Source organism: Marinobacter zhanjiangensis, from assembly GCF_014651935.1.
GTDB classification, from domain to species: domain Bacteria; phylum Pseudomonadota; class Gammaproteobacteria; order Pseudomonadales; family Oleiphilaceae; genus Marinobacter; species Marinobacter zhanjiangensis.
Map to the genome: position 1 here is coordinate 74,436 of NZ_BMXV01000005.1, position 24,305 is coordinate 98,740.

Annotated in this window: 25 protein-coding genes; 10 read left to right on the plus strand and 15 right to left on the minus strand. The window is 60.3% G+C overall.

Annotation, left to right across the window (positions count from 1 at the left end):
* Nucleotides 1-21: 21 nt before the first annotated feature.
* Nucleotides 22-822 carry a helix-turn-helix domain-containing protein gene (locus IE079_RS11380; RefSeq protein WP_189576509.1) on the minus strand — a complete coding sequence of 267 codons (801 nt, stop codon included), beginning with the start codon at nucleotides 820-822 and terminating at the stop codon, nucleotides 22-24.
* Between the two features lie 475 nt (nucleotides 823-1,297).
* Between IE079_RS11380 and IE079_RS11385 the strand changes: the two genes are divergently transcribed.
* Entirely contained in the window at nucleotides 1,298-1,945 is a 648-nt protein-coding gene (locus IE079_RS11385) for a PadR family transcriptional regulator (RefSeq protein WP_227712463.1), read from the plus strand.
* 90 nt (nucleotides 1,946-2,035) lie between these two features.
* On the opposite strand, the gene IE079_RS11390 is transcribed toward IE079_RS11385, so the two are convergent.
* The 3 genes from IE079_RS11390 to IE079_RS11400 form a co-directional block, all read right to left on the minus strand.
* The gene (locus IE079_RS11390) at nucleotides 2,036-3,031 is read right to left on the minus strand and encodes an NAD(P)H-dependent flavin oxidoreductase (protein ID WP_189576511.1); all 996 of its coding nucleotides are present in this window, start codon (nucleotides 3,029-3,031) and stop codon (nucleotides 2,036-2,038) included.
* 172 nt (nucleotides 3,032-3,203) lie between these two features.
* On the minus strand, nucleotides 3,204-3,860 hold the full coding sequence (locus IE079_RS11395; protein ID WP_189576513.1) for a DsbA family oxidoreductase: 657 nt from the start codon (nucleotides 3,858-3,860) through the stop codon (nucleotides 3,204-3,206).
* 156 nt (nucleotides 3,861-4,016) lie between these two features.
* A complete protein-coding gene (locus IE079_RS11400; protein WP_091849886.1) occupies nucleotides 4,017-4,175 on the minus strand; it encodes a YqaE/Pmp3 family membrane protein in 159 nt (52 codons plus the stop codon).
* A gap of 197 nt (nucleotides 4,176-4,372) precedes the next feature.
* Here IE079_RS11400 and IE079_RS11405 point away from each other — a divergent pair, with 197 nt between their 5' ends.
* The gene (locus IE079_RS11405; protein ID WP_189576515.1) at nucleotides 4,373-5,131 is read left to right on the plus strand and encodes a spermidine synthase; all 759 of its coding nucleotides are present in this window, start codon (nucleotides 4,373-4,375) and stop codon (nucleotides 5,129-5,131) included.
* A gap of 35 nt (nucleotides 5,132-5,166) precedes the next feature.
* Here the strand turns inward: IE079_RS11405 and IE079_RS11410 are convergent, their stop codons facing one another.
* The 3 genes from IE079_RS11410 to IE079_RS11420 all read right to left on the minus strand — a co-directional run bounded on the left by IE079_RS11410 (nucleotide 5,167) and on the right by IE079_RS11420 (nucleotide 6,752).
* Nucleotides 5,167-5,595, minus strand: a complete 429-nt coding sequence (locus tag IE079_RS11410) for a hypothetical protein (RefSeq protein ID WP_189576517.1) — start codon at nucleotides 5,593-5,595, stop codon at nucleotides 5,167-5,169.
* Nucleotides 5,596-5,737: 142 nt separating this feature from the next.
* Nucleotides 5,738-6,166 (minus strand): organic hydroperoxide resistance protein, encoded by a 429-nt coding sequence (locus IE079_RS11415; protein ID WP_189576519.1) that lies wholly within the window; start codon nucleotides 6,164-6,166, stop codon nucleotides 5,738-5,740.
* Between the two features lie 148 nt (nucleotides 6,167-6,314).
* Nucleotides 6,315-6,752: an ankyrin repeat domain-containing protein gene (locus IE079_RS11420; RefSeq protein WP_189576521.1), complete on the minus strand. Its 438-nt coding sequence runs from the start codon at nucleotides 6,750-6,752 to the stop codon at nucleotides 6,315-6,317.
* Between the two features lie 143 nt (nucleotides 6,753-6,895).
* Between IE079_RS11420 and IE079_RS11425 the strand changes: the two genes are divergently transcribed.
* Nucleotides 6,896-7,672: a sulfite exporter TauE/SafE family protein gene (locus IE079_RS11425; RefSeq protein ID WP_189576523.1), complete on the plus strand. Its 777-nt coding sequence runs from the start codon at nucleotides 6,896-6,898 to the stop codon at nucleotides 7,670-7,672.
* 271 nt (nucleotides 7,673-7,943) lie between these two features.
* Nucleotides 7,944-9,962, plus strand: coding sequence for a TonB-dependent siderophore receptor (locus IE079_RS11430; protein WP_189576525.1), 2,019 nt, complete (start codon nucleotides 7,944-7,946; stop codon nucleotides 9,960-9,962).
* A gap of 42 nt (nucleotides 9,963-10,004) precedes the next feature.
* Here the strand turns inward: IE079_RS11430 and IE079_RS11435 are convergent, their stop codons facing one another.
* Nucleotides 10,005-11,066 (minus strand): PA0069 family radical SAM protein, encoded by a 1,062-nt coding sequence (locus IE079_RS11435; protein ID WP_189576527.1) that lies wholly within the window; start codon nucleotides 11,064-11,066, stop codon nucleotides 10,005-10,007.
* Nucleotides 11,067-11,141: 75 nt separating this feature from the next.
* On the minus strand, nucleotides 11,142-11,417 hold the full coding sequence (locus IE079_RS11440; protein WP_189576529.1) for a hypothetical protein: 276 nt from the start codon (nucleotides 11,415-11,417) through the stop codon (nucleotides 11,142-11,144).
* Between the two features lie 117 nt (nucleotides 11,418-11,534).
* On the opposite strand from IE079_RS11440, the gene IE079_RS11445 reads away from it, so the two are divergent.
* Nucleotides 11,535-12,749, plus strand: coding sequence for a serine hydrolase domain-containing protein (locus IE079_RS11445; RefSeq protein WP_189576531.1), 1,215 nt, complete (start codon nucleotides 11,535-11,537; stop codon nucleotides 12,747-12,749).
* On the opposite strand, the gene IE079_RS11450 is transcribed toward IE079_RS11445, so the two are convergent.
* The 3 genes from IE079_RS11450 to IE079_RS11460 form a co-directional block, all read right to left on the minus strand.
* On the minus strand, nucleotides 12,730-13,986 hold the full coding sequence (locus tag IE079_RS11450) for a cyclic di-GMP phosphodiesterase (RefSeq protein WP_189576533.1): 1,257 nt from the start codon (nucleotides 13,984-13,986) through the stop codon (nucleotides 12,730-12,732). The genes IE079_RS11445 and IE079_RS11450 overlap by 20 nt on opposite strands.
* Nucleotides 13,987-14,193: 207 nt before the next feature.
* The gene (locus IE079_RS11455) at nucleotides 14,194-14,859 is read right to left on the minus strand and encodes an AbiTii domain-containing protein (RefSeq protein ID WP_189576535.1); all 666 of its coding nucleotides are present in this window, start codon (nucleotides 14,857-14,859) and stop codon (nucleotides 14,194-14,196) included.
* 192 nt (nucleotides 14,860-15,051) lie between these two features.
* Complete coding sequence (locus IE079_RS11460; protein ID WP_189576537.1) at nucleotides 15,052-15,846, minus strand: ZIP family metal transporter; 795 nt, start codon at nucleotides 15,844-15,846, stop codon at nucleotides 15,052-15,054.
* A gap of 497 nt (nucleotides 15,847-16,343) precedes the next feature.
* Here IE079_RS11460 and IE079_RS11465 point away from each other — a divergent pair, with 497 nt between their 5' ends.
* Both IE079_RS11465 and IE079_RS11470 read left to right on the plus strand, forming a co-directional pair.
* A complete protein-coding gene (locus IE079_RS11465) occupies nucleotides 16,344-17,057 on the plus strand; it encodes a response regulator (protein WP_189576539.1) in 714 nt (237 codons plus the stop codon).
* A gap of 243 nt (nucleotides 17,058-17,300) precedes the next feature.
* Nucleotides 17,301-18,176 (plus strand): diacylglycerol/lipid kinase family protein, encoded by an 876-nt coding sequence (locus IE079_RS11470; protein ID WP_189576541.1) that lies wholly within the window; start codon nucleotides 17,301-17,303, stop codon nucleotides 18,174-18,176.
* Between the two features lie 8 nt (nucleotides 18,177-18,184).
* Here IE079_RS11470 and IE079_RS11475 read toward each other — a convergent pair whose 3' ends face one another.
* Together IE079_RS11475 and IE079_RS11480 are read right to left on the minus strand one after the other, a co-directional pair.
* Nucleotides 18,185-19,012: a hypothetical protein gene (locus IE079_RS11475; RefSeq protein ID WP_189576542.1), complete on the minus strand. Its 828-nt coding sequence runs from the start codon at nucleotides 19,010-19,012 to the stop codon at nucleotides 18,185-18,187.
* A 220-nt stretch (nucleotides 19,013-19,232) separates the two neighbouring features.
* Nucleotides 19,233-20,450 carry an acyl-CoA dehydrogenase family protein gene (locus IE079_RS11480; protein WP_189576544.1) on the minus strand — a complete coding sequence of 406 codons (1,218 nt, stop codon included), beginning with the start codon at nucleotides 20,448-20,450 and terminating at the stop codon, nucleotides 19,233-19,235.
* A gap of 255 nt (nucleotides 20,451-20,705) precedes the next feature.
* On the opposite strand from IE079_RS11480, the gene gabT reads away from it, so the two are divergent.
* The 3 genes from gabT to mtgA all read left to right on the plus strand — a co-directional run bounded on the left by gabT (nucleotide 20,706) and on the right by mtgA (nucleotide 23,797).
* Nucleotides 20,706-21,977 (plus strand): 4-aminobutyrate--2-oxoglutarate transaminase, encoded by a 1,272-nt coding sequence (gene gabT, locus IE079_RS11485; protein ID WP_189576546.1) that lies wholly within the window; start codon nucleotides 20,706-20,708, stop codon nucleotides 21,975-21,977.
* Nucleotides 21,978-22,194: 217 nt separating this feature from the next.
* A complete protein-coding gene (locus IE079_RS11490; RefSeq protein ID WP_189576548.1) occupies nucleotides 22,195-23,022 on the plus strand; it encodes a DUF2059 domain-containing protein in 828 nt (275 codons plus the stop codon).
* A gap of 88 nt (nucleotides 23,023-23,110) precedes the next feature.
* Nucleotides 23,111-23,797, plus strand: coding sequence for a monofunctional biosynthetic peptidoglycan transglycosylase (gene mtgA, locus IE079_RS11495; protein ID WP_227712491.1), 687 nt, complete (start codon nucleotides 23,111-23,113; stop codon nucleotides 23,795-23,797).
* Here mtgA and IE079_RS11500 read toward each other — a convergent pair.
* On the minus strand, nucleotides 23,791-24,252 hold the full coding sequence (locus IE079_RS11500; RefSeq protein WP_189576552.1) for an MgtC/SapB family protein: 462 nt from the start codon (nucleotides 24,250-24,252) through the stop codon (nucleotides 23,791-23,793). The genes mtgA and IE079_RS11500 overlap by 7 nt on opposite strands.
* Nucleotides 24,253-24,305: the final 53 nt, after the last annotated feature.

A 24,305-nucleotide genomic window follows, 5' to 3' on the forward strand; every position in this document is an offset into this window, starting at 1 on the left:
TGGTGTCGGACAGGGGCTTTTTCAGAATACCGGCTGGCCATCCAGCATGGGTTCCACCAGGCTGATGGCGGAGGGATCGAGAACCGAATCGATATAGGGTGGGTTCAGGAAGGTGGAAGAAGGCGTCACGCCGTTGACCTGGCGATAGCAGCGGGAAAGGTGGGCCGAATTGGAAAAGCCTGACAGCAGGGCGGCTTCGGTAATGGAGTAACCCAGGGCCATGATGATGGTGCTGATAAAGACTCGATAGCGAACCCGGTACTGGGTAATGGGCAGGCCTGCCTGTTCCTTGAAGAGTTTCTCCAGGCGCGACTCCGACAGGTTCACTTCCTCCGCCAGCGTGGCCAGGCTCGGTGCATCATGGAGATCGGCGCGAATACGTTTGGCAACCGTCAGTGCGCGCGGGTCATAGTCCCGGAACACCAGCCCCTGCAGGGATTTGGGGATCAGGGCATCGCGGACTACTGACCGGGCCTCCCGTGTAGTGGTCACCGGCTGGTTTCGGACCTGCGTCATGGCCCTTATCACTGCCGCTTCGTCCGGGTGATGGCAGAAGATACCGCTACCAATCTCTGTCATCTGGCTGGCGAGCGCCGCGTGGTCCTGGGAGAAGGGCGCCAGGAAGTAGATGCCCAGCACCGCCTGCCGGTTTTCGACCAGGTCCGGCTCCAGCCGGACCCCGGCGGGTATCAGGCAGGTGCGAGTCGATATCGTGGTCCCTCTGGCCGATTTCACGCCAAGGCTGCCCTGCAGGCAGACCACCATGAGCTCTTGCGTTGTTCGATAGGGCTCCTGGCGACTGAAGCAGGTACCAAGGAACATGACCTCCCGACTCCAGATCAGCAGTCGTGGCCTCTTGCAGGGTAAATGATTGCTATTGTTCTTGTTGGTCATTGTATCGCCCTGCTGAATGCCGGCCAGCGGGGAATCCTTTGTTGTGTTATCGGGGGCCATAGATCAGTCGCCTCACCCGCTTGAGGGAGAGGCGGACCGACAACGGCGTCTGTCCGTTATAAGTAATAGCAGCCACCTGCCGGCCCGTGACTCCGGTTACACAATGCAGTTCACAATTCCTGAAGCCTGTTCACTGCATCGGAGACATTGCTGTACGGGAAGCCAGCTGCAGGCTGGCGGAGCAATCGCGGATAATCTAATGGCCTGTTTTTGTTTATTTTTTGGTCATCCTTCAGGGCAACTCTAGTGGACCCCGAGGGAAGCGGCTTTCACAAATTGGCACTCCATCGTAACTGTGTCACAAAAGGTCGTGGGTTAAAGGTTGGCCATTTGCCAGAACACGATGGATTTTGCCACTGGGGTCATGGGCTGGTTGCGGATTCTGCGGCGATTTGATGACGGCGGCAGAGCGCCAACCCGGGAATCCGAATTGGCGCGGCAGACCATTGCGGATAGAATCACCGCCATGTCGATTCAACACGCCCTACTGACTTCGCTCCTCGAGAAACCCTCAACCGGCTATCAGCTCGCCCGTCGATTTGACCGGTCCATCGGCCATTTCTGGCAAGCCAGCCATCAGCAGATCTACCGCGAACTTCGCCGCATGGCCGCCGCCGGCTGGGTGGAAGTGGAAGCAAAGGGCGATGACGGCAGCCGCAAGCGCAAGGTTTACCATGTTCTTCCCGAGGGGCGGGAGGAACTGGTGCGCTGGGCAGCGGAACCTGGCAGTTCCGGTGCCAGCAATGAGGCGTTGATGGTGAAAATCCGTGCCGAGGCGGTGCTGGGGCCGATCGGTGTCCGTTATGAGCTGGAGCGCCTGATCAACTGGCATGAGCAACGGCTTGCCAGCTACCGGGCCATTGAGGCGCGGGACTTCCCGGTGCCGGAGATGACCCGGGCCCAGCACCTGCAGCATCGTGTGTTGCTCAAGGGGATATCCGCCGAGGAGGACTGGTTGCAATGGGCCCGGGAGACACTGCCACTGCTCTGACACCAGCCCGGTGCCGAGGCCCGGTTCTTTCCGCGGGTGCTGGCAGATCGCGGATAATCTGCAGCACCGATTTCACTACGCGCCCCTCGATCAGGCGGGTTCTGCCATGGCTTCGGCGTTAGTTTCATTCAGCGCCAGCCGTTGGCGGGCCTGGCCATACTCGCGGATCAGACGGGTAACCAGCGTGTTCACGTCGCCCACGTCCTTGACCGCGCCGACACCCTGGCCCGCACCCCAGATATCCCGCCAGGCTTTATTCTTGGAGCTGCTGCCTGAACCGAAATTCATCTTCGACGGGTCGGATTCGGGCAGGGCGTTGGGGTCCAGCCCGGCGCCCTCGATGCTCTTCTTCAGGTAATTGCCGTGGATGCCGGTGAACAGGTTGGAGTAGACGATGTCCTCGGCGCCGCTGTCGACAATCATCTGCTTGTAGGCTTCGTCGGCGTTGGCTTCTCTGGTGGCAATGAAGGCAGAGCCGATATAGGCCAGGTCGGCGCCCGCTGCCTGGGCGGCCAGCACGGCATTGCCGTTGGCAATGGAGCCCGAGAGCAACAGCGGGCCGTCGAACCATTCGCGGATTTCCTGAACCAGCGCGAACGGTGACTGGGTGCCGGCATGACCACCGGCACCGGCGGCAACGGCGATCAGGCCGTCGGCGCCCTTTTCGATGGCTTTTTTGGCGAAGCGGTTGTTGATCACATCATGGAGTGTGATGCCGCCCCACTCGTGGACCTTCTGGTTCAGGTCTTCCCGGGCGCCGAGGGAGGTAATGATAATGGGCACCTTGTATTTGGCACACAGGTCCAGGTCGTGTTCCAGGCGATCATTGGAACGGTGGACGATCTGGTTGACCGCAAACGGCGCCGCCGGCTTGTCCGGATTTTGTGCGTTGTATTCCGCCAGTTCGGTGGTGATCCGCTCCAGCCACTCCTCCAACACGTGCGCCGGGCGAGCATTGAGTGCGGGGAATGATCCCACGATGCCGGCCTTGCACTGGGCGATGACCAGGTCCGGGTTGGAAATGATAAACAGGGGAGAGGCTACTGCCGGCAGTGACAGGCCCTTGAGGTTATCCGGTAATGACATGACAGCTCCTGAGCAGGCCCACCGACAACCGGGAGAGCTGTCGGTGGAAAGGGTTTGGCGGATGACACGGTGCCACCAGGGAAGCCGGGAGGCTCTGGTGCAACCAGTTGCATAAAATTACCAGTGACCGGTTTCTTGTGCAACTGGTTTCATAAATGTCTGCCAGGGACTGTCACGCCTCATCAGCCACTTCACCGGCGACCTTGCGCAGGGCTTCCACCAGAGTCTCCGGTTCCTGGGCACCGGAGATCATATACCGCCGGTTCAGGATAAAGGCAGGTACGCCGGTAACCCCTGCTTGCTGCCAGTAAGCTTCTTCCTGGCGGACCTCATCGGCGTAGCGGTCGGATTCGAGCAGCTCCCGTGCCTGGTTGCCGTCCAGGCCGATGCTTTCGGCCCGATCCTGAAGCACGTCGTGGTCGGCAATATTGGCGGCGTGCCCGAAATAGGCGTCGAATAACGCCATCTTCATTTCAGTCTGCCGGTTATGTTCGCCGGCCCATTTCACCAGACGGTGACCGTCGAACGTATTGCGGGTATAACGTTCCTGCATCCGCGAGAAATTCAGCCCAAGTTCCGTGGCAATGCGCATCATGTCGGCCTGGGCAGCCTCCATTTCCCCGGGACTGCGACCGTACTTGCGGGCCAGTGCCTGAAGGATGGGCTCGCCGTCGCCGGAGGCGTCCGGGTTCAGCTCGAAGGCATGCCACTGGATCTGGAAACTGATGTCATCCGTCAGCTGTTCCATGGCCTGCTGCAACCGGGCATAGCCGATGGCGCACCAGGGGCAGGCAATGTCGGAAACGATATCGATCTGGAGCTTGGTCATGGGGCTCTCGTTATGGTTGGTGCATGGTTCCGGCAAAGAGATTCCGGATTGCTATGACGCCACTGTATACGAGAGAGAAGGGTTTGCCGATGGCCGGGGAGGGCAGGGGCTGGAAGAGAACAGGGCTGCTCGGCGCAGCCCTGTCTGAGCGCGGAGTTACTTTTTCGCGATTACCCAGACTGCGTGCACAATACCGGGGATATACCCCAGCAGGGTCAACAGGATGTTTATCCAGAAGTGTTTGCCGATACCCACCTGGAGGAAAACACCCAGCGGTGGCAGCAGAATCGCAATCAGAATTCGGATCAGGTCCATGGGACAACTCCTTGACGGCCTGTTTCGGTTGACCGGGCCTGCTATCCATGGCCCGCTTGCCGGTATCCTTGTTTCAACCAGCTTGCTACCCAGTCTTGTGATGAAGACTAGCAATAAAACCCGGGGGATGGATTAAAGTTGGGCAATACGAAGTCGATGAACCAGCTTTCCCGCCAGCGAGGAGCGACAGATCTGCCATGCTGAGACCATCCCTGTCAGGAGACGTGGTGCACCACACCCGGGACCGCGTCGGGCCTATCATGGTGATCGACTATCGCCGGCACCGGGTGCTGACCTTCGATTCAGTGTTCGAACAGAGCAAGATTGACCGGCAGCGGCCCTGGCTGCCGGTGCACGAATACAACCGGGCCATGTTGCTACCGGTTGCCTGGCACCGGCCGTCCCGTGCGGTGGTGCTGGGTGTGGGTGGTGGCACCCTGGTCGGCGCGCTTCACCATCTGCTGCCGGAGTGCGAGATCCACGGGGTAGATCTGCGCCGTGAGGTGGTTCGGGTCGCTCAGGATTACTTCAGCCTGCCACAGACCGGTCGGGTCCACATGACCATCGCCGAAGCTCGCCAGGCGCTGGCGGACATGCCGGAGGGCAGTGCGGATCTGATCATGGCGGACCTCTATGGCGCGGACCGCATGAGTCCCGCCCAGTCCCGCCGGCACTTCATCGACCTGTGCCACCGGACTCTGTCCGATCAGGGCTGGCTGGCGGTGAACTACCATCGTCCGCCGGACCCGGACGGTCGGCTTTTCCGCCAGTTGCGGCAGCAATTCGGCACCCTGTTCTGTTACACCAGCAAGACCAATAACACCGTCCTGCTGGCAGCAAGACAGCGTGTACCGCTATTGTCGCCAACCGACCCGGTCCTGAATGACCTGGAGCAGGTGCTACCCATTGCCTGGCGCAAGTTAATGGCCAGACTCGCCAGTCAATCAGCGAATTAACCGCACGGCACACTAGCCAGACCGGACGCCAGACCTCACAGCCGACGGTTATCCGCTGTTGCCAACCTGCGAGCGCCCAGCAGGGTAAGGAATACCGCTACCCCCAGCCCCCAGAAACCGTTCAGGATCAGGCCCCCGATCCAGGTCTGGGAGGTTACCTCCATTCCCTTGAGGGGGAATACCACCAGCATGGCCACGGCGGTGGGGCCAATGGCCCCGAGGATGACCATCAGGCTCCAGAAGGCCGGCTTGCCAAGACGGCCAAGCAACGCCCACAGGACAATGCCCCAGAGCCCGCCAAAGAACGCCAGTGAGACGACAGCAGGCACGCCAAACGGTGGCACCGGGCTGAGGTTGAAGGGTGCCGCCGGGACCACATCAGCCAGATAGAAAAGGCCGAACAGGCCCTGATGAAATACCAGAGTGGCGAGGAAGCCGCTGATAAATGCCTTGATCCATGACATCGGGTGTATCCCTCCGGGTTAGGGTTTGCACACAATTCTGGCAGGTATACGTCAGGCTGAACAGTAAAGGCCACCAGCGGAATGCATGCCGCTGGTGGCCTTTACCGGGTGGCCGGGTGATTGGGCCGGCCCGTGTCCCGGCTCAGTCTGTCCGGGTCAGGGTGACATCAACGTTGCCACGGGTGGCGTTGGAGTAGGGGCATACCTGGTGAGCCATATCGATCAGCTGTTGCGCCTGCTCGCCATCCATACCCGGCAGGGAAATGCGCAGTTCCACCTGAATGCCAAAGCCGTTACCAAGCGGACCAATGCCGACCAGGCCTTCCACGGACGTATCCTCTGGCATCGGCAGCTTCGCCTTGCCGGCAACCACCTTCATGGCACCGATAAAGCAGGCGGAATAGCCGGCTGCAAACAGCTGTTCGGGATTGGTGCCGTCGCCGCCGGCACCACCGAGTGCCTGTGGGGTGGTAAGGGCAACGTCCAGTACGCCGTCGGATGAGATGGCGCGGCCATCACGACCGCCGGTGGCTTCTGCTGAGGCGGTATAAAGGACTTTTTCCAGGGACATGATGTTCTCCTTCTTTCGGTTTGGGTGGAGCCCGCTGGGCTCGCTGACACTAAGAACACCCTACACGGCTATAAGGTTGCCTGCAACTATATTGTGCACAATCTAAAACAGGAAAAAGACGACCGCTCGCGTCGGCCATCGGCATAGGCTACATCAACGATTCCAGGCGCCGGGTCGTCTCTGTTGCCTGGCTGTTCCGGGCCAGGTCCAGTGCGGTGTGGCCGTCGGCGTCGGTGAGTCCTGGGCTCGCCCCGGCAGCCACCAGCTGGTCAAGCAGATCGACGCGGTCAGCCATGGCGGCGTGCATCAGCGGGGTCTGCTGCTGGCTGTCGGCCTGGTCCGGGTTTGCGCCCTGGGCCAGTAACAGGCGGACGGTTTCGGGGTGGCCATGGCGGGTGGCCAGCATCAGCAGTGTCTCGCCGTCGCTGGTGCGCATGTCCACCGGTACGCCGGCCTCCAGCAGCGGCGCAAGCAGGGTGGCACCACCGTTACGGGCCAGGTCGAAGATCCCCTGGGCAAAGGCAATGGCGTCCTCGTCCTGAGCGTTTTCCGGTTGCTGTGGATCAGCGGGTTTGCCCTTGCTCATGAAGCCTCCTGACGGGATGGGTAATATGGGTTATGGACGGTTGTCGGGAAGCCCTGCCGCCCACTGACGGCCTGTAAGGCGACGGCATTCCCTGTATGATCAACAGCCCTTTTTACCAGAGTATAACCCGGGAGCTGTACCCGATGTCGTCCCTGGTCGACTACCAGTATGTTCTTATTGCACTGATTTTCGTCTGGAGCGGGTTTGTCCGTTCTGGTCTGGGCTTCGGTGGCGCCGTGCTGTCCCTGCCTTTTCTGCTGCTGGTTCATAACAAGCCACTGGTATTCCTGCCCATCATTGCGGTTCACCTGCTGGTGTTTTCCTCCCTGACTATCTGGATGAATAACCGCCGTAGCGGGAAGTCCGCCGCACAGCCCCATGAAAGCACGGTTGACTGGCGTTATCTGTGGTATCTGCTGGGGGTGATGATTGTACCCAAACTGATCGGTGTGTTCGGGCTCATTACCCTGCCATCGCAAGTTCTCAGCGCCATCATCTTTGTGATCGTGGCGGTGTACTCATTGTCCTACATTTTCAACCGGCCATTTCGCAGTGGCAGTCGGGCGGTCGACGTGGTGTTTCTGATGGTGGGTGGCTACATCAGCGGTACGTCGCTGATCGGGGCACCCCTGATCATTGCCGTCGCGGCGCAACACCTGCCAAAGCACAAACTCCGGGACACCCTGTTTGCGCTCTGGTTCATCCTGGTGTTCATCAAACTGGCCGCCTTTATCTGGGCTGGTGTGGATCTTCAGCTGATGCATCATCTTTGGTTGCTGCCCTGCGCCGCCGTGGGGCATGTCATCGGCCTGAAAGTGCATCAGCGAATGCTGCAGGCGGAGACGCCGGTGTTTTTCCGGGTGTTGGGCGTGGTGTTGCTGTCGGTCAGTCTGGTGGGTTTGATAGAAGCGTTTCTCTGATGAGTTTTCATTGCAGGTGGTATTAATTCTCATTAATATCTGTTCCCGATTGTCGTCTCGGGGGCTAGCAGCCTGTCGGACTTAAGCGATCGTCACGAGCAAGGTGGGAATTTGAGCCGCTTTCCCATCGGCGCAGTAGATCAGCCTTAAGTTCGACAGTCTGCTAGACGCTCCTGTTGTGATCACTATCTGGAGAAGCACTATGCTGCCTGATCAGGCTGGCGGCCGTTTTCGGCTGAAGGGGATTGTTCGTCTCACGGGATTGGGAATCATGTTCGCGACGGTGGCGCCTGTCGCCGTGGCACAATCAACCGGCGAAGCGCAGGACCCCGTTGAGCTGAATGCACTGGAGGTCACCGGCAGTGTCCTGAAGGTGGGTGTGCCGCTGGCGGAAACGCCCCAACCGGCATCACTGGTCAGTCGGGAAGAGTTGGACGACCGCAATGTGCAGTCGCTGGATGAGAGTTTCCGGTACCGGTCTGGTGTTGTCTCCGGCCACTACGGCGCCGACAACGATACCGACTGGTTCAAGGTGCGTGGGTTTGACCAGGCTACCTACCAGGACGGCCTGCGGATCTACCGTGAAGGTTATTACCAGTGGTTGCCCGAGACCTTCGGCCTGGACCGGGTGGAAGTTCTGAAGGGACCGGCGTCTATCCTCTATGGTGAGGCGCCCACCGGGGGGATAATCAATGCGGTCAGTAAGCGCCCATCCGGCGAGGTCTCCGGCATCATTGAAGTGCAGACAGGCAACCGGGAGCACCGCCAACTGAACGTCGACACCACGGGCCCGCTCACGGACAGCGCCAGCTATCGTCTGGTTGCTGTGTACAAGGACCGGGAAGGGGATCTGGACCATACCGAGAATGAGCGGTACTACCTCGCGCCCAGCATTGCGATTGACCTGACGGAGCAGACCCGGCTGACGGTCCTGTCCAGCCTCCAGAAGGACGACGGTGTACCGGTGAACGCCTTCAAGCTCCCTTACGGCACGGTTGATGATACCCCTTATGGCAAGGTGGACAGGTCTACCAACCTGGGGCAGCCCGGTTATGACAAGAACGAGCGTACCCAGGTAGCCATTGGCTACGAACTTGAACATGCCTTTAACAACCAGTGGTCGTTCCAGCAGAACCTGCGTTACAACCGCCTGGATCTTGAATTACGCAGCACCTATGCGTCATATCAGGATGCTGTCGATCCGAGGACTGTGGTCCAGGGGGTAGTCTTTCGCGAAGGCACAACGGACGGTCTGACCGTTGACAACCGTGTTACTGGTCGATTCTTTACCGAGCACACTGAAAACACCGTGCTGGCAGGGCTGGATTACCAGAACCTTTCGGCTGATGGCGACCAGTACGATGACTTCCTCGCTTTCGGCTCCGTCGACATGTTTGATCCGGTCTATGGCAATTACACGCCTGTCACCGAAGCCCAGCTATTGGAGAGCGACACGACCAAGGAGCAGGTCGGGGCATACCTCCAGAATCAGCTTCGCATTGATGACCGCTGGGTGATTCTGGCCAGTGCACGTCACGACTGGGCCGAAACCGAAGCGCAGACCGGAGCCGATACCGAGAAGGCGGACGATAGCCAGTGGAGCCTGTCCGGTGGCGTGATGTACCTCGCCGATAATGGATTGTCGACTTATGTAAGTTATAGCGAGTCTTTCCAGCCCCTGTTGGCAACTGAAACCGATGGCGACCTCTACAAACCGCTGGAGGGCAAACAGCTGGAGGCGGGTGTCAAATACGCGCCGACCTGGCTTGATGGCTATGTGTCAGCGGCGGTGTTTGAGCTGACCGAGGAAAACAGTCTTGTTCAGGAAGGACAACAGACGGTTCAGAAAGGTGAAAAAGAGAACCGTGGTTTTGAGCTGGAAGGTAACGCATACCTGACGGACGATTGGCAGCTGACATTGGCATATACCTATACCGATGCGGAAAATAAGGATGATGAAGTGCTGAATCAGTTGCCGTTGATTCCCCGGCACATGGCATCTTTCTGGACAGATTATAATCTCTCCGGCTGGGTGCCCGGGCTTACCGTTGGCGGCGGGCTTCGCTACAACGGCGAATCTGTTGGCCACTCCTCCTCCGGTGCCAATAAGGTTGAGGTCGATTCATATACCGTCACTGACCTGATGGCTCGCTATGATTTCAGCCAGAACTGGCGCGCGCAGGTTAATGTGAATAACCTGACCGACGAGGAATACGTGGCCAGCTGTGACTACTACTGCTACTACGGCGAATCCCGCAGTGTCATCGGCAGCCTGAGCTACCGCTGGTAAAACGGCCTTTCACCTCCCGGCAGATCACTGCCGGGAGTTCTTTCAGAACAGTCCCATTTGCTCCCCTGCGGGCCGCCGGAACAGGTCGGTGCGCAGGGCGGGTTCTTTCCCCTGATTAAGGCCCAAGGCCCGCGCCTGGCGATTGAAGCGCTGGCGTATCAGGTCGGCGTAAGGCCCGGAGCCGGTCATTCGCTTGCCGAATTCACTCTGGTAACTCTTGCCTTCCCGCAAGTCGCGGATACGGTTCATCACGTGCTCCGCCCGCTGGGGCAGGTGTCGCTGTAGCCAGTCCTGAAACAGTTCATCCAGCTCCAGGGGCAGTCGCAGCATCACCCAGCTTGCCCGGGTGGCGCCGGCTTCGGCCGCGGCCTTGAGGATATGCTCGAGCTCATGATCGTTCACGAACGGAATGACCGGCGCCATGATCATGCTGGTGGGTACGCCCGCCGCAGACAGTTGCCGAAGGATTTTCAGCCGTGTGGCGGGCGCGGCGGTACGGGGTTCCATGATGCGTTTGAGCGGGTTGTCCAGGGTGGTCAGGCTGACCCCCACCGAGCACAGCCCGTGGCTTGCCAGTTCCGATAGCAGGTCCAGGTCCCGCAGGATCAGGGCGCCCTTGGTGAGTATTGTGACCGGATGCCGGTATTCAAGCAGCACCTCCAGCAGTTGCCGGGTAATGCGGCGCTGGCGCTCCACCGGCTGGTAGGCGTCGGTATTGATGCCCAGGGCGATGGGCGCCGGCCGGTAGCCGGGGTGGTCCAGTTCCCGCCGCAGCTGTTCGGCGGCGTTGGGTTTGGCAATCAGCCGGGTCTCGAAGTCGAGGCCGGGAGACATGTCCCAGTAGGCATGGGTCGGCCTGGCAAAACAATAGATGCAGGCATGCTCGCAACCACGGTAGGGGTTGATGGACCGGTCAAAGGGAATATCCGGTGACTGGTTGCGGCTGATAATGGTGCGGACCTGCTCGTCCATCACTTCCGTGGCCATGGAGTCCGGGCACAGCTCATCTTCCGGATCCTGATACCAGCCGTCATCGTGGTCACGGTCTGTTGCCAGGAGCTGGAAGCGGTTGTGGGGATTGAGTGCGGTGCCGCGGCTTTTCATGTTGTCACCTGATACTGTTCATTTGTACAGTATCAGACATGTTACTTGCGACAATGGGCTGGCACAATCCCGGTTTTATTGCTTTTCCTGCTGCTTCAGAAACAGGACGATGGCCGGTGGCATATGAGCCACGCCGAAAGCCATCAGGAACGCCGCCAGGCCGCCGCCTTCCTCGGCGCCCATATAGGTAGCGGACACCGTCCAGGCAAAGGCGGCTGCCACCAGCACCACCAGCCCATGTCCCAGCGCGCGTTGAAGCAGGGGCCTTACCTGCCTAACCAGCTGCCAATGGGTGTAACCCACCACTGCCACCGTGGCCAGTAGTAAAAGCAGTGTCAAAACAAGGCGCAAGGGCTTCTCCTGTTTTACGCTATGAAATAAGCTGTGCGTTATTTCATTTATGGTGCCGGTGTCAGGCCGGTTCAATGGCGTTTTGTCGCAAACGATCCAACAATAACAGGAACCCCCATGTCAGACTCGAACCTTGTTGCCGGTCTCTCCCTGGACCGACTGGAGAATATCACCCGCCACCTGGACGAAAACTATATCCGCCCGGGCAAGCTCCCGGGCACCGTGACCCTGGTGGCCCGCAAGGGCGAGATCGCCTGGGTAAAGGCCCAGGGGCTGATGGATGTGGAAAGGAACAAGCCGGCACAGCGCGACACCCTGTTCCGGATCTATTCCATGACCAAGCCGGTCACCTCCATCGCCATGATGCAGCTGTATGAGCAGGGGCGTTTTCTGCTGGATGATCCGGTGCACAAGTATATTCCGTCGTGGAAGCATCGCCGGGTGTATCAGAGTGGCGTTTATCCCGACATGCTGACACGTCCGGCAACCACCACCATGACCATCCGGGACCTGTTCACCCATATGTCGGGGCTGACCTATGGTTTCCTGTTCCGCTCCAACCTGGACGCCGCCTACCGCACCCTGAAGCTGGATGGCAGCAAGGAGTTGACCCTGGAAAAACTGGTCGAGCAGCTGGCGGAGCTGCCGCTGGAGTTCGACCCCGGCACCGCCTGGAACTACTCGGTGTCCACCGACGTGCTGGGTTACCTGGTGCAGCTGCTGTCCGGCAAGCCACTGGACGAGTATTTCCAGGAGCATATCTTCGACCCGCTGCAGATGACGGATACCGGGTTCCAGGTGAGGGACGACCAGCTGGACCGGTTTTCCGCCTGCTACCTGCATCAGCCCGGTAATACCATGAAGCTGCAGGATGACCCGGAAACCTCCCGCTATCGTCATCGGCCCGCCTTTCTTGCCGGAGGGGCGGGTCTGGTATCCACCGTGGATGATTACTTCCGGTTTGCCCAGGCCCTGTGTCAGGGCGGGCAGTTCGGGGGGCAGCGCATCATCGGTCGCAAGACTCTGGAGTTCATGCGCTCCAATCATCTGCCAGGCAATCAGGACCTGCCCGGCCTGTCCATCGGCGCTTTCAGCGAGACGCCCTATGAGGGCAACGGCTTTGGCCTCGGCTTTTCCGTGAAGACCGATGTCGCCAAGTCTCATACCAATGGCTCCGTCGGTGAATACGGCTGGGGCGGGCTGGCCAGCACCAATTTCTTTGTGGATCCGGTGGAGGAGATGGTCATGGTGTTCATGACCCAGTTGATGCCGTCGTCATCCTACCCGGTGCGGCAGGAATTGCGGGCCATGGTCAACGGGGCTCTGGTTTAGGCGTGCCAGCCCCGGCCCCGTTGTCGCTCTGATGACGGATGTGCTCGGCCAGGCTGAAGCCGGGCACCCCGTCGGGCAGGGCCTTGCGGATACTGTAGGTGTTACCGTCGGCGTCGGTGGGCCCGTGGTTAAGGTTGAGTACTCTGGGCAGGCAGGCGTGCCGGTCGCTGTCCAGTACCACCTCCACCAGGGGGCGCAGTTTGTGCCGGGAGTTCGTAGCCAGCACCACCGCCACCTCCCCGGTGTGGAGTTCCACCAGGCTGCCCGGGGGGTAGATGCCGATCAGACGGATGAAGGCTTCCACCAGCTGGTCGTCGAACTGGTTGCCGCGATTTTTGTAGAGAATTTTCAGAGCTTCCTGGGTCGGGATGCCCTCACGGTAGGCGCGGTCGCTGGTCATGGCGTCATAGGCGTCGACAATCGAGACCATGCGGGTGAGCTGGCTGATGGCCGGTCCGGTGAGGGCGCTGGGGTAGCCTTTGCCATCCAGTCGTTCGTGGTGCGAGAGCGCTGCATCGCGGACAGCCGGTTCCAGTTCATGGTCCGAGCCCAGCAAGTCGGCACCATACTCGGGGTGGCGTTGCATCAGGCGCCACTCGTCAGCGTCCAGTGCGCCCGGCTTGTTCAGCACCTCCGGCGGTATCCGCATCTTGCCAACGTCGTGAAGCATGCCACAGAGGCCGACGGTCTCGAGCTGATTTTCATCGAGCCCGACAAAGCGTCCGAAGCTGATGGCCAGGATGCCCACGCGTACACAATGTTCCGCGGTGTAGGCGTCCCGGTGCCGGATTCTTGTCAGCCAGAACATGGCGTTGGGGTTGCTGCTGATACTGTTGATGCAGTTGCGGACAATATCCCGGGCCTCTTTCAGGGGCAGGCTCTGACCGTCTGCCGCTTTCAGTAGCAGGGAGTCAATGTAACGCTGGGCTTCCTGGTAGCGTCGGTGGGCGTGGGGCAGTTCTTCCGACAAAGGACGTTCGGCTTCGAAACCGGAGCCGTCGGCGATGGCCTTGCGGTGGGCAGCCGCTTCCGCCGCGACCTGTTCGGTGTAGGCGGTCCGTTCCACGGTGATCCACTGGCAATGGGTGCGGAGAATCTCCACCTGCTCGGGCTGGTCGATGACAAAGCTCTGGAACAGCAGCGGCACGTTTTCCCACGGCCGGTCCAGCCCCACCACGTGCATACCGATGCGGGCCCGGGAGGCGGGAATATCAACCTGTCGCTGGGTGGTTACCACCCTTGACGGTGTTCTCGGGCGCGGAGATTTTCGGAACAGGGGAGGCATTCAGGGCCAGCCAATGGTGGATAATGTATCCACATTATAAACAGGGGGAGTTCCGAAACTGTCACCAACTGTAAAATGTGCCGTCCTGATCGCTGGGTTTTGTTAGCTTCATCACGTCTTGATGCCCGAACGCCTGCCCTTGATGTGGGGGTCGCCGGATTAACCCGTGCGGCCGAACATCCTTTCTAGGAAACCGGCTTCCCTTACGCCGGGTACCGGCAGGTCATCCACCGATGCCATGGCCTCCCGCCAGAAACGGTCCGGGTTGTCCAGGCAGGCCACTTTTTCCTTTTCATCCTGGCTAAAGGCGTTGTGATCGCCGGACAGGCCGGCCTCCAGAATGGCACTGGTCCACAGGTAAAGGCTGCCGCGGATGGTTTTCAGTAGCTGGCAGTAGGTGCTGCGGCTGATATTGATGGCCAGTTCGGCGGACAGGTTGATCTTGTGCTGAAGCTCCAGCAACTGGTCTCCCGGCAGGCTGATGCGGTGGCCAGTACCCTTCTTGCAGTTCAGGCATGTTTGCTCGAGCCCGGGGACATCGTCACGAAGGTCCAGGTGTCCGAACTGTCGCAGTTGGTGGCGGTCGATGGGGGCTGGTATCCAGCCGTATTGGGGGGATCTTGCCACGATGTGGCCATTGACATCGTGTCGGTAGCCGGGCAGTTCCGCTGCCTGGTCGTAACCCTCGAACTCCGACCGGAGCCAGCTGGCTGTATTGCGGTGGCGAAGCATCATGGCCAGAGTGATGGCGGATGGCATGATGTCGGCCAGCGGTTCGCTGGCATCGACAACACGCTCCTGAAGGCGATCAACAGGTGCTGACATTTTGACGACTCCCGTACCGGAGGTGTGTTTTCTCCGGCCTATTGTTGTTGTATATGGGTAAAATCTAGACGCTGCTCGATGTCGCGTCTGTTTGATAAAAGTAATGATCAGGTAACAGTTTGTACAGTGGATTATGACCTGATCACAGCTTTCCGGGCAACAGGGTCCGGTCAGGTGCCTTCAGGCGGGACACTAGCCGAGACTGGCATCGAGGAACATCATGATCACGAAGCCACCCAGCAGTGAGAAGGTGGCGAGGGTTTTATAGGGCCGCTGGTGTGTCTCTGGAATGATTTCGTCGCTGATTATGAACAGCATGGCGCCGGCAGCAAAGCCCAGGGTCCAGGGCATCATTGGCTGGGCGAGCCACACCATGGTACTGCCGAACAACCCGCCCAGAGGCTCCAGCAGGCCGGTGAAAAAGGCAATCAGAAAAGCCTGGGTGCGGGAGTAGCGGATTCCCAATAGCGACACGGCAACGGCAAGACCCTCGGGAATGTTCTGCAGGCCGATGCCGATGGCCAGGGCCGTACCCTTGCCCAGGTCGCCGGTGCCGAAGCCAACGCCCACGGCCATGCCTTCGGGGAAGTTGTGCAGCGTGATGGCAATCACGAACAGCCAGATACGATGCACGTGCCTTATTTCGGGAGCATGGGGTCCCGGCGGCGTCAGGCTGTCACTGTCGCTGGGAAGGCGCCGGTAGAGCCAGTAGAGGACGCCGGCACCCATCAACAGCCCCGCGATAACGATGAGCGAGGCCAGCCAGGTCCTGCCGGTCAAGGCTTCGCCATACTCGATGCCCGGCAGCAATAGCGAAAAGAATGAGGCCGCCAGCATGACTCCGGCTGCGGCACTGAGAAGCCCGTCCTCCAGCCGCGGCGACAGGCGGCGAACCAGGAACACGCCCAGGGCGCCCAGCCCTGTACCCATACCGGCCAGCAGACTTGCAAAGGCACCCAGCCATACCGGGTTGATGTCCGACAACATGTTGGCTCCCACTAAATGTCTACCAGCTTCATAATTCTGTCGGCTCGCTCTTTCACTCTCTATTACAACCAGTCCATAATCTGGTAAGGGGAAGAATGAATGCAAACACCATAGCTGTTGTTCTGTGGTTCCTCAGGTCATGGTGTGAGTTTGAATGGACCAAAAATCCATGTTTTGGACAGGTTATCTGCCCCGGAAGGGCGGTTCTTCCACCGTCAGTCTCAGGTTCAGATAGCTCCTCCGGTTTTTTGAGTCGAAACGTTCGCCGTCTGGCCGAATATGCCAGGTGGGGTATCAGGGAACCGTCTTCTCGGCGGGCTCGATGACCAGTTTGGAGGACCTTGATGGGACTTGCCCGCAGAAAGAACGAGTCTGGCACACCCCGTGCGCCAATGACATGGGGTAAAATCAGGCGTCGTTTCCCGCGGCTTCCCGGGGCTCGCCGCGCGCGCGGGTTCCGCATAATCAGTTATACGGTGGTTGTGCTGGCTGCGATCATGCCGGCGCTGGTCTGGAACAGTCTCAGTATTCCGGGTGACACCTGGAGTGAGCCTTCACTGCCGTTCCATGGCCCCATTGTGCTGATTGGCGGCATTCTGTTGCTGGAAGTGGCGCTCATCCTCTGGGTCAAGATGCTGCAATTCGGTAACGAGCGGGTATGGCGTCGGCGGAGGCAACCGGATCCCGTCGGGGAGCCGGAGCACGGCGGTTTCTCCCGGTCGTCGGTGGCTGATGACCCGGAGTTGTCTGTCCGCAATGGAGGCATCCCCCGGGTGCTGGTGGTGGACGATGATCCGATCAACCGGATGATTCTGCGCAAGCAGCTGATGAGGCTGAATGTTGACCCCGTCAGCGCCGCCGATGGCATGGAAGCACTGGATACCGTACAGCGGGGGCGTTGGGACATGATTCTCATGGACGGCCAGATGCCGCGTCTTGATGGGCCCGAAGCCGCACTGGAGATTCGTCTCCGGCAACTGCTGCCGCCGGATGTCCCCATCATCGGGATTACCACCAATGATACGCCCGAGTTTCGCCAGCGATGCCTGAAGGCGGGCATGCAGGCCTGCTATCACAAGCCCGTGCGCCGCTTCGTCATTGAAAAACTCGTGGATTTTTACATTCGTCAGAGTGTGGCAGAAGAGCCTGCCAATATCCTTCAGCGCAGCCGTACCCGTACGGGGCACGAGCCCGGCTTCCTGAACTTTTGATTGCTGCCCCCTGATCAGGTGTCCTGGTGTCCCGTCTGATTAATTCGTTGACCTGCTGCGTGACGCTGGGGCCTGCGGCGATTGACGTGCCGGTGCCGGGTGGATGCGGGCCGTGAACGGATTGTCATCCGGTCACCTGCCGGATGGTTTAACCTGTGGAGGCAGTGGCAGCGTGAGCCGGTTCCCGGCCAGTGAATGCGCCGGCGTATCCGATGCCCGATGACAGAGACTTCCGGAGGGGTGATGACAGACTGGCTTCTGGCCAACCCGCAGGCAGGGGGCGACGAACGTAATGAGGGCTTCTGGCGGGAGCACCTCGCCAAAGTTGGTCTGGATGGCGTCAGAGGCTGCGACCTGGACCGCCTGGACTGGGTCCGCGAGGTCATGCCAGGTGACCGCATCCTCGTGGCCGGCGGTGATGGCTCGGTGAACCGCGCGGCGGGGTTGTGTCTGGAGACGGGCGCCACCCTGGCGGTATTGCCCTCGGGCACCGCCAATGATTTCTTTCGCAACCTGGGTATCGACAACGACCCGGAAGCCATCTGCCAGGCTCTGGTCGAGTACAGCCCGCACCCGGTGGACGTGGCGGCGTTGGATGGCGGTCTGTGTCTGAACGTTGTTCATATCGGCCTGGGCACCATGCCCGCCCGGGATGCCAGCGCCAATGGTGACGCCAAGAAGCGCCTGGGCCAGCTCAGTTACCTGTTTTCCCTGGCCCGGCGCGTGTTCTCCAGGCGTGGGTTCCGGGCCACCATCACAACGGATACGGCGACCGTGGCCGGACGCTGGCTTTCCATCGCAATTGCCAATGGTGGCTATTTCGGGGGTGGCAGCAAGGTTCCCGGCGCCAGCCTTACCAATGGTGAACTGGTGGTGATTGCCGTGCGCCCTGCCTCGGTACTGACCCTGATGAGTGCGTTCATCACAACCCGCTTCCTGGGGCGCACGCCGAAAGATGAAAAGACCGTTGTGAAGTTGACCTGGCCGCATTGCCGGGTCACCACTCGCCATGTCAAGACGGTGACTGTGGATGGGGATGTGGCGGGCAAGACACCGGTTGCCGTTACCTGCCGCCCGGGCAGCCTGAAGGTGATCGGGGCGTTCGGGGAAAATGCCTGACGGACGCTTCAGTAGCCCGAGTAGGCTTCCGGGTGCCAGCCGGCGAACTGCCCGCTGACGGCATCCGGTTCCGACGGCACTCCGGTTGCCTTCAGCTCGGCGGTCAGGCGGTGATCGCGAAGTTCCTGAACCACCAGATCGAAGTCTGTTTCCGGATGTGCGCGGGCATTGGCCCGTGGCTGGTGGTCCTTGCGCAGCAAGGGGTAGGCCTCGGCGAGCGCCCCGGACACCCGCAGTATACTGATGTCATGGGCGTTGTGGTGAAGCCATGCCATTTCCCGCAGCGCGCGCCAGTGGGTCGGTGCCTTGTCGTGCAGGCGATAGATGACGCCGGCGTTATTGGCCGGGTCCGTTGGTATGATCACCAGTCGGGCGGTGGGGATCCGGTTCTGGTCAAACAGTGAGCCGCTGCCAAAGCGGGGTTTGACGGTCAGGCAAAGCTCCGGGAACTGCAGGTTCAGGTGTTCCATCTGGGCCAGAAAAAACGCCCCGAGACCGGGCTCAATGAACAGGTGACCGTAGAGAGGCTCACGGTCCAGAAAGGTGACGTCGCCGGTATCCCGGTAGCACTGCAGTGCCAGCATCGGGATCATCTCCCGCACCAGAATGCTGCGCAGCGCCCTTGGGTGGTCCCGCAGCCGGTAAGACAGGTCGATGGCCAGGGGTTGCCCGGTGTCCGTGCAGTAGCGGAACCGGCTCATCTGCCGCTCTGCAGCACTGTAGCTCACGGTGAAGGCGTCACTGCACCGCAGGGTGCCGTTGAAGTAACGTCCATTGCACAGGTCGAACAGCGCCTGCAGGTTGTCGCAGTCAATGGGGTCGGCGCCGGCTGGCATGGGCGTCGTCCTCCGTCTGGTGGGATTACACGCAATTATAGTGAATTGTAATTAATGATCAGTGCAGGTGCCGTAACAGCGCGTAACGCTTTGTGTCCCTGTGGTGCGCCTCGGGTACAGGCTGCGGCGGGAATGATGGGGGCAGGGAGCAGAGCGGCACTCGAAGAATGCAGAAGGGGAACCATGGCCCGGCGGCTTGCCTGCCGGGCCATTATCGTTGTTACCGGTAGGCCTTGAGGACCTCCTTGGCAATGGAATTGCGATGCACTTCGTCGGGGCCGTCCGCTGTCCGCAGGTGACGGGCATAGACCCACATGTCGGCGAGGGGGAAGTCCTCGGTATAGCCGCCGGCGCCGTGGGCCTGGATCGCCCAGTCGATCACCTTCAGCGCCATGTCCGGGGCGGCCACCTTGATCATGGCAATCTGCTGTTTGGCCACCTTGTTGCCGACCAGGTCCATCATCTGGGCTGCCTGCAGCACCATTAAACGGGTCTGGTCGATGGCAATGCGGCAGTCGGCAATCCGCTCGCGCCAAACGCCCTGATCTGCCAGCGGCTTGTGGAAGGCCACGCGGGACGTCAGCCGCTGGCACATGATCTCGAACGCCCGCTCCGCCTGGCCGATCACCCGCATGCAATGGTGAATACGACCCGGTCCGAGCCGCCCCTGGGCGATTTCAAAGCCCCGGCCTTCACCGAGAATCAGGTTGCCAGCGGGTACCCGCACGTTATCGAACAGGATTTCCGGGTGACCCTTGGGCGCGTGATAGTAACCGTACACCGGCATGTCCCGCACAATGGTCACGCCCGGGGTATCCTTGGGCACGATAATCATGGACTGCTGCTTGTGGCGGTCGGCGTTGTCCGGGTCCGACTTGCCCATCACGATAAAGAATTTCGTTTCCTCGGCACAGCCGCCGGTGATGAACCACTTGCGGCCATTGATCAGGTAGTCGTCGCCATCTCGCTGAATGAGGGTTTCGATGTTGGTGGCGTCGCTGGAGGCTACGGCGGGCTCGGTCATGGCGAAGGACGAGCGGATCTGGCCGTCCAGCAGGGGCCGCAGCCAGGTGGCCTGCTGCTCTTCGCTGCCATAGCGGGCCAGCACTTCCATATTGCCGGTGTCGGGGGCGGCGCAGTTGAACACTTCCGAGGACCACAGTACCCGGCCCATGATTTCCGCCAGCGGTGCATACTCCAGGTTGGTAAGACCAGGGCCATATTCCTCTTCCGGCAGGAACAGGTTCCACAGACCCTGGGCTTTTGCCTTTTCCTTCAGCTCATCAACAATGGGTACCTTGGCATAGGTGCGGCCACGTGCCTGATTGGCTTCTTTCTGTTGCTGGTAAACCTCTTCGTTCGGATAGATGTACTCGTCCATGAACGTCAGCAGTTGCTGGCGCAGTTCCTTGACCTTGTCGGAATACTGGAAATCCATAATCTGCCTCCGGGGCGTCGGCGGTTGTTGGTGGTGCCTGAACAGCGAACGCTGATCAGATCCTGTGCAGTGAGATCACTATGAAACCGGCGCCCCTATCAATCAACTGAATTATTCTGATAACAGAACATAAAAGATATTTATAGATACCTTAAAGGCAGCGGATTTATCCCCGGGCGGGGTGGCAAGACAGGCCTTCCTTCGACCATACTGAACACACATCCAACCTATTCTGAAACAAGTCTGAGGCGACGCATGACCAACGAAGAATTGCAGAAGCTGAAAGAACGGTATGTGGCAGCCGGCGCTGCCAGCCCGAACGAACAGTTTGCAGACCACGCCCGTAACGCCGAGCTGTGGGATGCCAACGGCAAGCGCATGATCGACTTTGCCGGTGGTATCGGTGTGCTCAACATTGGCCACCGCCATCCCAAAGTGGTCGAAGCGGTCAAGGCGCAACTGGACAAGCTGATGCATACCTGCCAGACCGTCATGCCCTATGAGGGCTATGTCAGGGTGGCGGAAAAGCTGAGCCAGGTGGTACCGGTACGCGGTCACGGCAAGGTGATGCTCGCCAACTCCGGTGCCGAAGCCCTGGAGAATGCGCTCAAGATAGCCCGCGCCGCCACCGGCAAGACCAACGTGATCTGTTTTGACGGTGGTTATCACGGTCGTACCTTCATGACCATGGCCATGAACGGCAAGGTCGCGCCCTATGCCACCGACTTTGGCCCCATGCCAGGCACGGTTTTCCGTGCGCCTTTCCCGGTGCCTTATCACGGCGTGTCCGAGGATGAGGCCCTCCGTGGACTGAAAATGGTGTTGAAAACCGATGCCAACCCGAAAGATACCGCCGCCGTGGTGATCGAGCCGGTGCTGGGTGAGGGCGGCTTCTATCCGGCTTCAACCAGCTTCCTGAAGAAGATCCGCGAAATCTGCGACGAGCACGGTATGCTGATGATCGTCGACGAGGTCCAGAGTGGCTTCGGCCGTACCGGCAAGCTGTTTGCCATCGAGCACAGCGGCGTTGAGCCGGACATCATGACCATGGCCAAGAGCATGGCCGATGGCATGCCGATTTCGGCTATTGTCGGCACCGACAAGGTGATGGATGCCTCCGGCCCCAATTCCCTGGGCGGCACCTACACTGGCAGCCCCACCGCCTGCGCGGCGGCTCTGGCAGTGATGGAAGTGTTCGAGGAAGAGGACATTCTGGGCAAGAGCCAGGCGCTGGGCGACAAGCTTGGCAAACGCTTTGCCCAGTGGCAGGAAAAGTTCGAACACGTGGACAACGTTCGCAATCTTGGCGCCATGGCCGCCATCGAGCTGGTGACCGACAAGCAGGGCAGGGAACCCCGGGCGGATCTCGCCGCCAAGGTGACGGCCTATGCCAAGCAGCACGGTCTTATCCTGCTCAGCTGCGGCATGTATGGCAACACCATCCGTTTCCTGATGCCGGTGACTATCGAGGACGACATACTCGATGAAGGCATGCAGATTGTCGAGGATGCCCTCGCCAGCCTGTAGACGTCCGTTGCCGACGCGTTAAAAAGGGCACCCGCTGCAACGGGTGCCTTTTTGCGTTCGGGACCCGGCCCCGCGGCTGCCTGGTTCCGGCTGCAGTGCCCGTTGGTGTCGGAACACCAGATGTCCAAACCGTCATCGAAACCCCTCCGCTTTGTCTTGCCCGGGTTGGCTCGCCATGTCATAAACGGGCCTGAGATTCTTTGGTGGGGGTATTGTCATGCGTCAGTCACATTCACGGGTAGCGGCCCTTGCACTTATCGCCGGCTTGCTGCTGAGCCTGCTCGCGTCGGCGGCGCAGGCATCACCGCTGGCGGAATCCGTGGTCCGGCTTTCGCCCCTGGGGGCGATTGCTGATCGTTCCCGGGCGATGTTGAAGGCCGGCATCCGTGACGGGCTGGCAGGCACCGGGCAGGTTGACCCCTTTGTGGCCGAGACCATTGCCGGCATTGGCAGCCGCGCGTTCGACCCCCGGCAGATCCGCTCCCGGCTGGCGGCGGATCTCTCCGAAGATCTGGATACCTCACAGCTGGAGGCGGTACAGGCGTGGTATCAGTCCGACCTGGGCCAGCGCATAGCCGGTGCGGAGGCAGACGCGGCCTCGCCGGCTGACTGGGAAGCCGTCAGGGCAGCGGCGCCCTCGTTGCGACAGCAATTCAATGGCACGCCCCGTGAGCAGCTGTTCGAGCGCTATAACCGCGCCACGCAAGCCACGGATACTGCAGTGGAAACCGCGATGGCCGTTCAGCTCGAACTTGCTGATTCCCTGGCGGCCTTGAGCAAAGACGAATCCGTTGAATCGGTACGTGCCCGGATCGAGGACAATCGCCCCGCCATCGAGGGCCAGATTCGGGAACAGGTGTATCTGACGTTCCTGTCCATGTACGAGCCATTCTCCGATCGGGACCTCGATGCCTATCTCGGGTTCCTGGAATCCACCGATGGCAAGGCTTATACCACCAGCGCCGGTGATGCGATCCACGATGCCATTATGGGACCGGTTTCCTCGGTGGGGAATCAGCTGGTCCGGATGCTGGAGCCCCGCTAGTGCCCCTTGCTGCACAGCCGTGCCGTGCCCATCGTCCGCAAAGGCACGCTGAAAGTCGACAAACCTGTATCAGGGAACACCCGTGAAGCTGGTGAGGATCACCCTGCGGTGGCTTTTCCTGCTGGTGTTACTGGGCCTCGGCCTGACCCTGGTGGTGCTGCTGCTCTTCCGTTTCGTGAACCCGCCCACCACCGCTTTCATCCTGGGATACCAGGTGGAATCCGGCTCGCTGTCCGGTGTCCGGAACAACTGGGTGCCTCTGGACGAGATTTCCCCCTGGATGCCGTTGGCTGTTATTGCCAGCGAAGACCAGCGCTTTCTGACCCACTGGGGCCTGGATACCAACGCCATCGCGACAGCGGTCAACGAGTTCCGGGGCGGTGAGGGCCTGCGTGGTGCCAGTACCATTACCCAGCAAACCGCCAAGAACCTGTTTCTGTGGGGCGGGCGAAGTTATGTTCGCAAGGGAGTTGAAGCCGCACTGGCGGTGGCCATGGACGGACTCTGGCCAAAGCGTCGGATTATGGAGGTCTACCTCAACGTGGCGGAGTTCGGGCCCGGACTATACGGGGTCGAGGCCGCCAGCCAGGTCCACTTTGGCGTGCCGGCGGATCAGCTGACCGCCACCCAGGCAGCGCGACTGGCAGCAGTGTTGCCCAACCCCAAGGTATTTGATGCCGGCAATCCCTCGCCCTACGTCCGGGAAAGGGTGTCCTGGATCCGGCGGCAAATGGACCAGTTGGGTGGCACCCGGCTGGTTGGCAACTTCTACTGATCCCGGTCACTCAGTACTTCTTTCTCGAAAAAGCCCAGCACTGTGATGGTCACCAGAGCAAAGGCCGCTGTAAGCCCGGCCAGAGGGAGGTTGCCCACACCGCTGGCAACACCCACAGCCCCGGCGATCCAGATGGACGCCCCGGTTGTAATGCCCTGTATGTGGCCCCGCGCCTGGATGATGGAGCCTGCACCCAGAAAACCGATCCCGCCAACAACACCCTCGACGATGCGGGTGGGATCAATACGCGCTGACGGGTCGCCCGTGGCCGTGGCATACAGAATCTCCATGCCGACCATGACAAAAGCGGCGGAGCCCATGGCCACCAGCATGTGCGAGCGCAGCCCGGCTGGCTTGCCCCGTAACTCTCGCTCAATCCCGAGTAAAAAGCCCAGGCCCGTGGCGATGGACAGGCGAATAAACAGGTCGATCAATGGCAGTTCGGACTGACCCATGGCTTTCTCCGTGAGAGTTTGTATTGATTATATTATCTGCATACGGCGACTGA

Bases quoted from the DNA above. Each gene is read 5' to 3' on its own strand.
- IE079_RS11380 (WP_189576509.1), bottom strand. From the start codon at position 822: ATGTTCCTTGGTACCTGCTTCAGTCGCCAGGAGCCCTATCGAACAACG.
- IE079_RS11385 (WP_227712463.1), top strand. From the start codon at position 1,298: ATGGATTTTGCCACTGGGGTCATGGGCTGGTTGCGGATTCTGCGGCGA.
- IE079_RS11390 (WP_189576511.1), bottom strand. From the start codon at position 3,031: ATGTCATTACCGGATAACCTCAAGGGCCTGTCACTGCCGGCAGTAGCC.
- IE079_RS11395 (WP_189576513.1), bottom strand. From the start codon at position 3,860: ATGACCAAGCTCCAGATCGATATCGTTTCCGACATTGCCTGCCCCTGG.
- IE079_RS11400 (WP_091849886.1), bottom strand. From the start codon at position 4,175: ATGGACCTGATCCGAATTCTGATTGCGATTCTGCTGCCACCGCTGGGT.
- IE079_RS11405 (WP_189576515.1), top strand. From the start codon at position 4,373: ATGCTGAGACCATCCCTGTCAGGAGACGTGGTGCACCACACCCGGGAC.
- IE079_RS11410 (WP_189576517.1), bottom strand. From the start codon at position 5,595: ATGTCATGGATCAAGGCATTTATCAGCGGCTTCCTCGCCACTCTGGTA.
- IE079_RS11415 (WP_189576519.1), bottom strand. From the start codon at position 6,166: ATGTCCCTGGAAAAAGTCCTTTATACCGCCTCAGCAGAAGCCACCGGC.
- IE079_RS11420 (WP_189576521.1), bottom strand. From the start codon at position 6,752: ATGAGCAAGGGCAAACCCGCTGATCCACAGCAACCGGAAAACGCTCAG.
- IE079_RS11425 (WP_189576523.1), top strand. From the start codon at position 6,896: ATGTCGTCCCTGGTCGACTACCAGTATGTTCTTATTGCACTGATTTTC.
- IE079_RS11430 (WP_189576525.1), top strand. From the start codon at position 7,944: ATGTTCGCGACGGTGGCGCCTGTCGCCGTGGCACAATCAACCGGCGAA.
- IE079_RS11435 (WP_189576527.1), bottom strand. From the start codon at position 11,066: ATGAAAAGCCGCGGCACCGCACTCAATCCCCACAACCGCTTCCAGCTC.
- IE079_RS11445 (WP_189576531.1), top strand. From the start codon at position 11,535: ATGTCAGACTCGAACCTTGTTGCCGGTCTCTCCCTGGACCGACTGGAG.
- IE079_RS11455 (WP_189576535.1), bottom strand. From the start codon at position 14,859: ATGTCAGCACCTGTTGATCGCCTTCAGGAGCGTGTTGTCGATGCCAGC.
- IE079_RS11460 (WP_189576537.1), bottom strand. From the start codon at position 15,846: ATGTTGTCGGACATCAACCCGGTATGGCTGGGTGCCTTTGCAAGTCTG.
- IE079_RS11465 (WP_189576539.1), top strand. From the start codon at position 16,344: ATGCCGGCGCTGGTCTGGAACAGTCTCAGTATTCCGGGTGACACCTGG.
- IE079_RS11470 (WP_189576541.1), top strand. From the start codon at position 17,301: ATGACAGACTGGCTTCTGGCCAACCCGCAGGCAGGGGGCGACGAACGT.
- IE079_RS11475 (WP_189576542.1), bottom strand. From the start codon at position 19,012: ATGCCAGCCGGCGCCGACCCCATTGACTGCGACAACCTGCAGGCGCTG.
- IE079_RS11480 (WP_189576544.1), bottom strand. From the start codon at position 20,450: ATGGATTTCCAGTATTCCGACAAGGTCAAGGAACTGCGCCAGCAACTG.
- gabT (WP_189576546.1), top strand. From the start codon at position 20,706: ATGACCAACGAAGAATTGCAGAAGCTGAAAGAACGGTATGTGGCAGCC.
- IE079_RS11490 (WP_189576548.1), top strand. From the start codon at position 22,195: ATGCGTCAGTCACATTCACGGGTAGCGGCCCTTGCACTTATCGCCGGC.
- IE079_RS11500 (WP_189576552.1), bottom strand. From the start codon at position 24,252: ATGGGTCAGTCCGAACTGCCATTGATCGACCTGTTTATTCGCCTGTCC.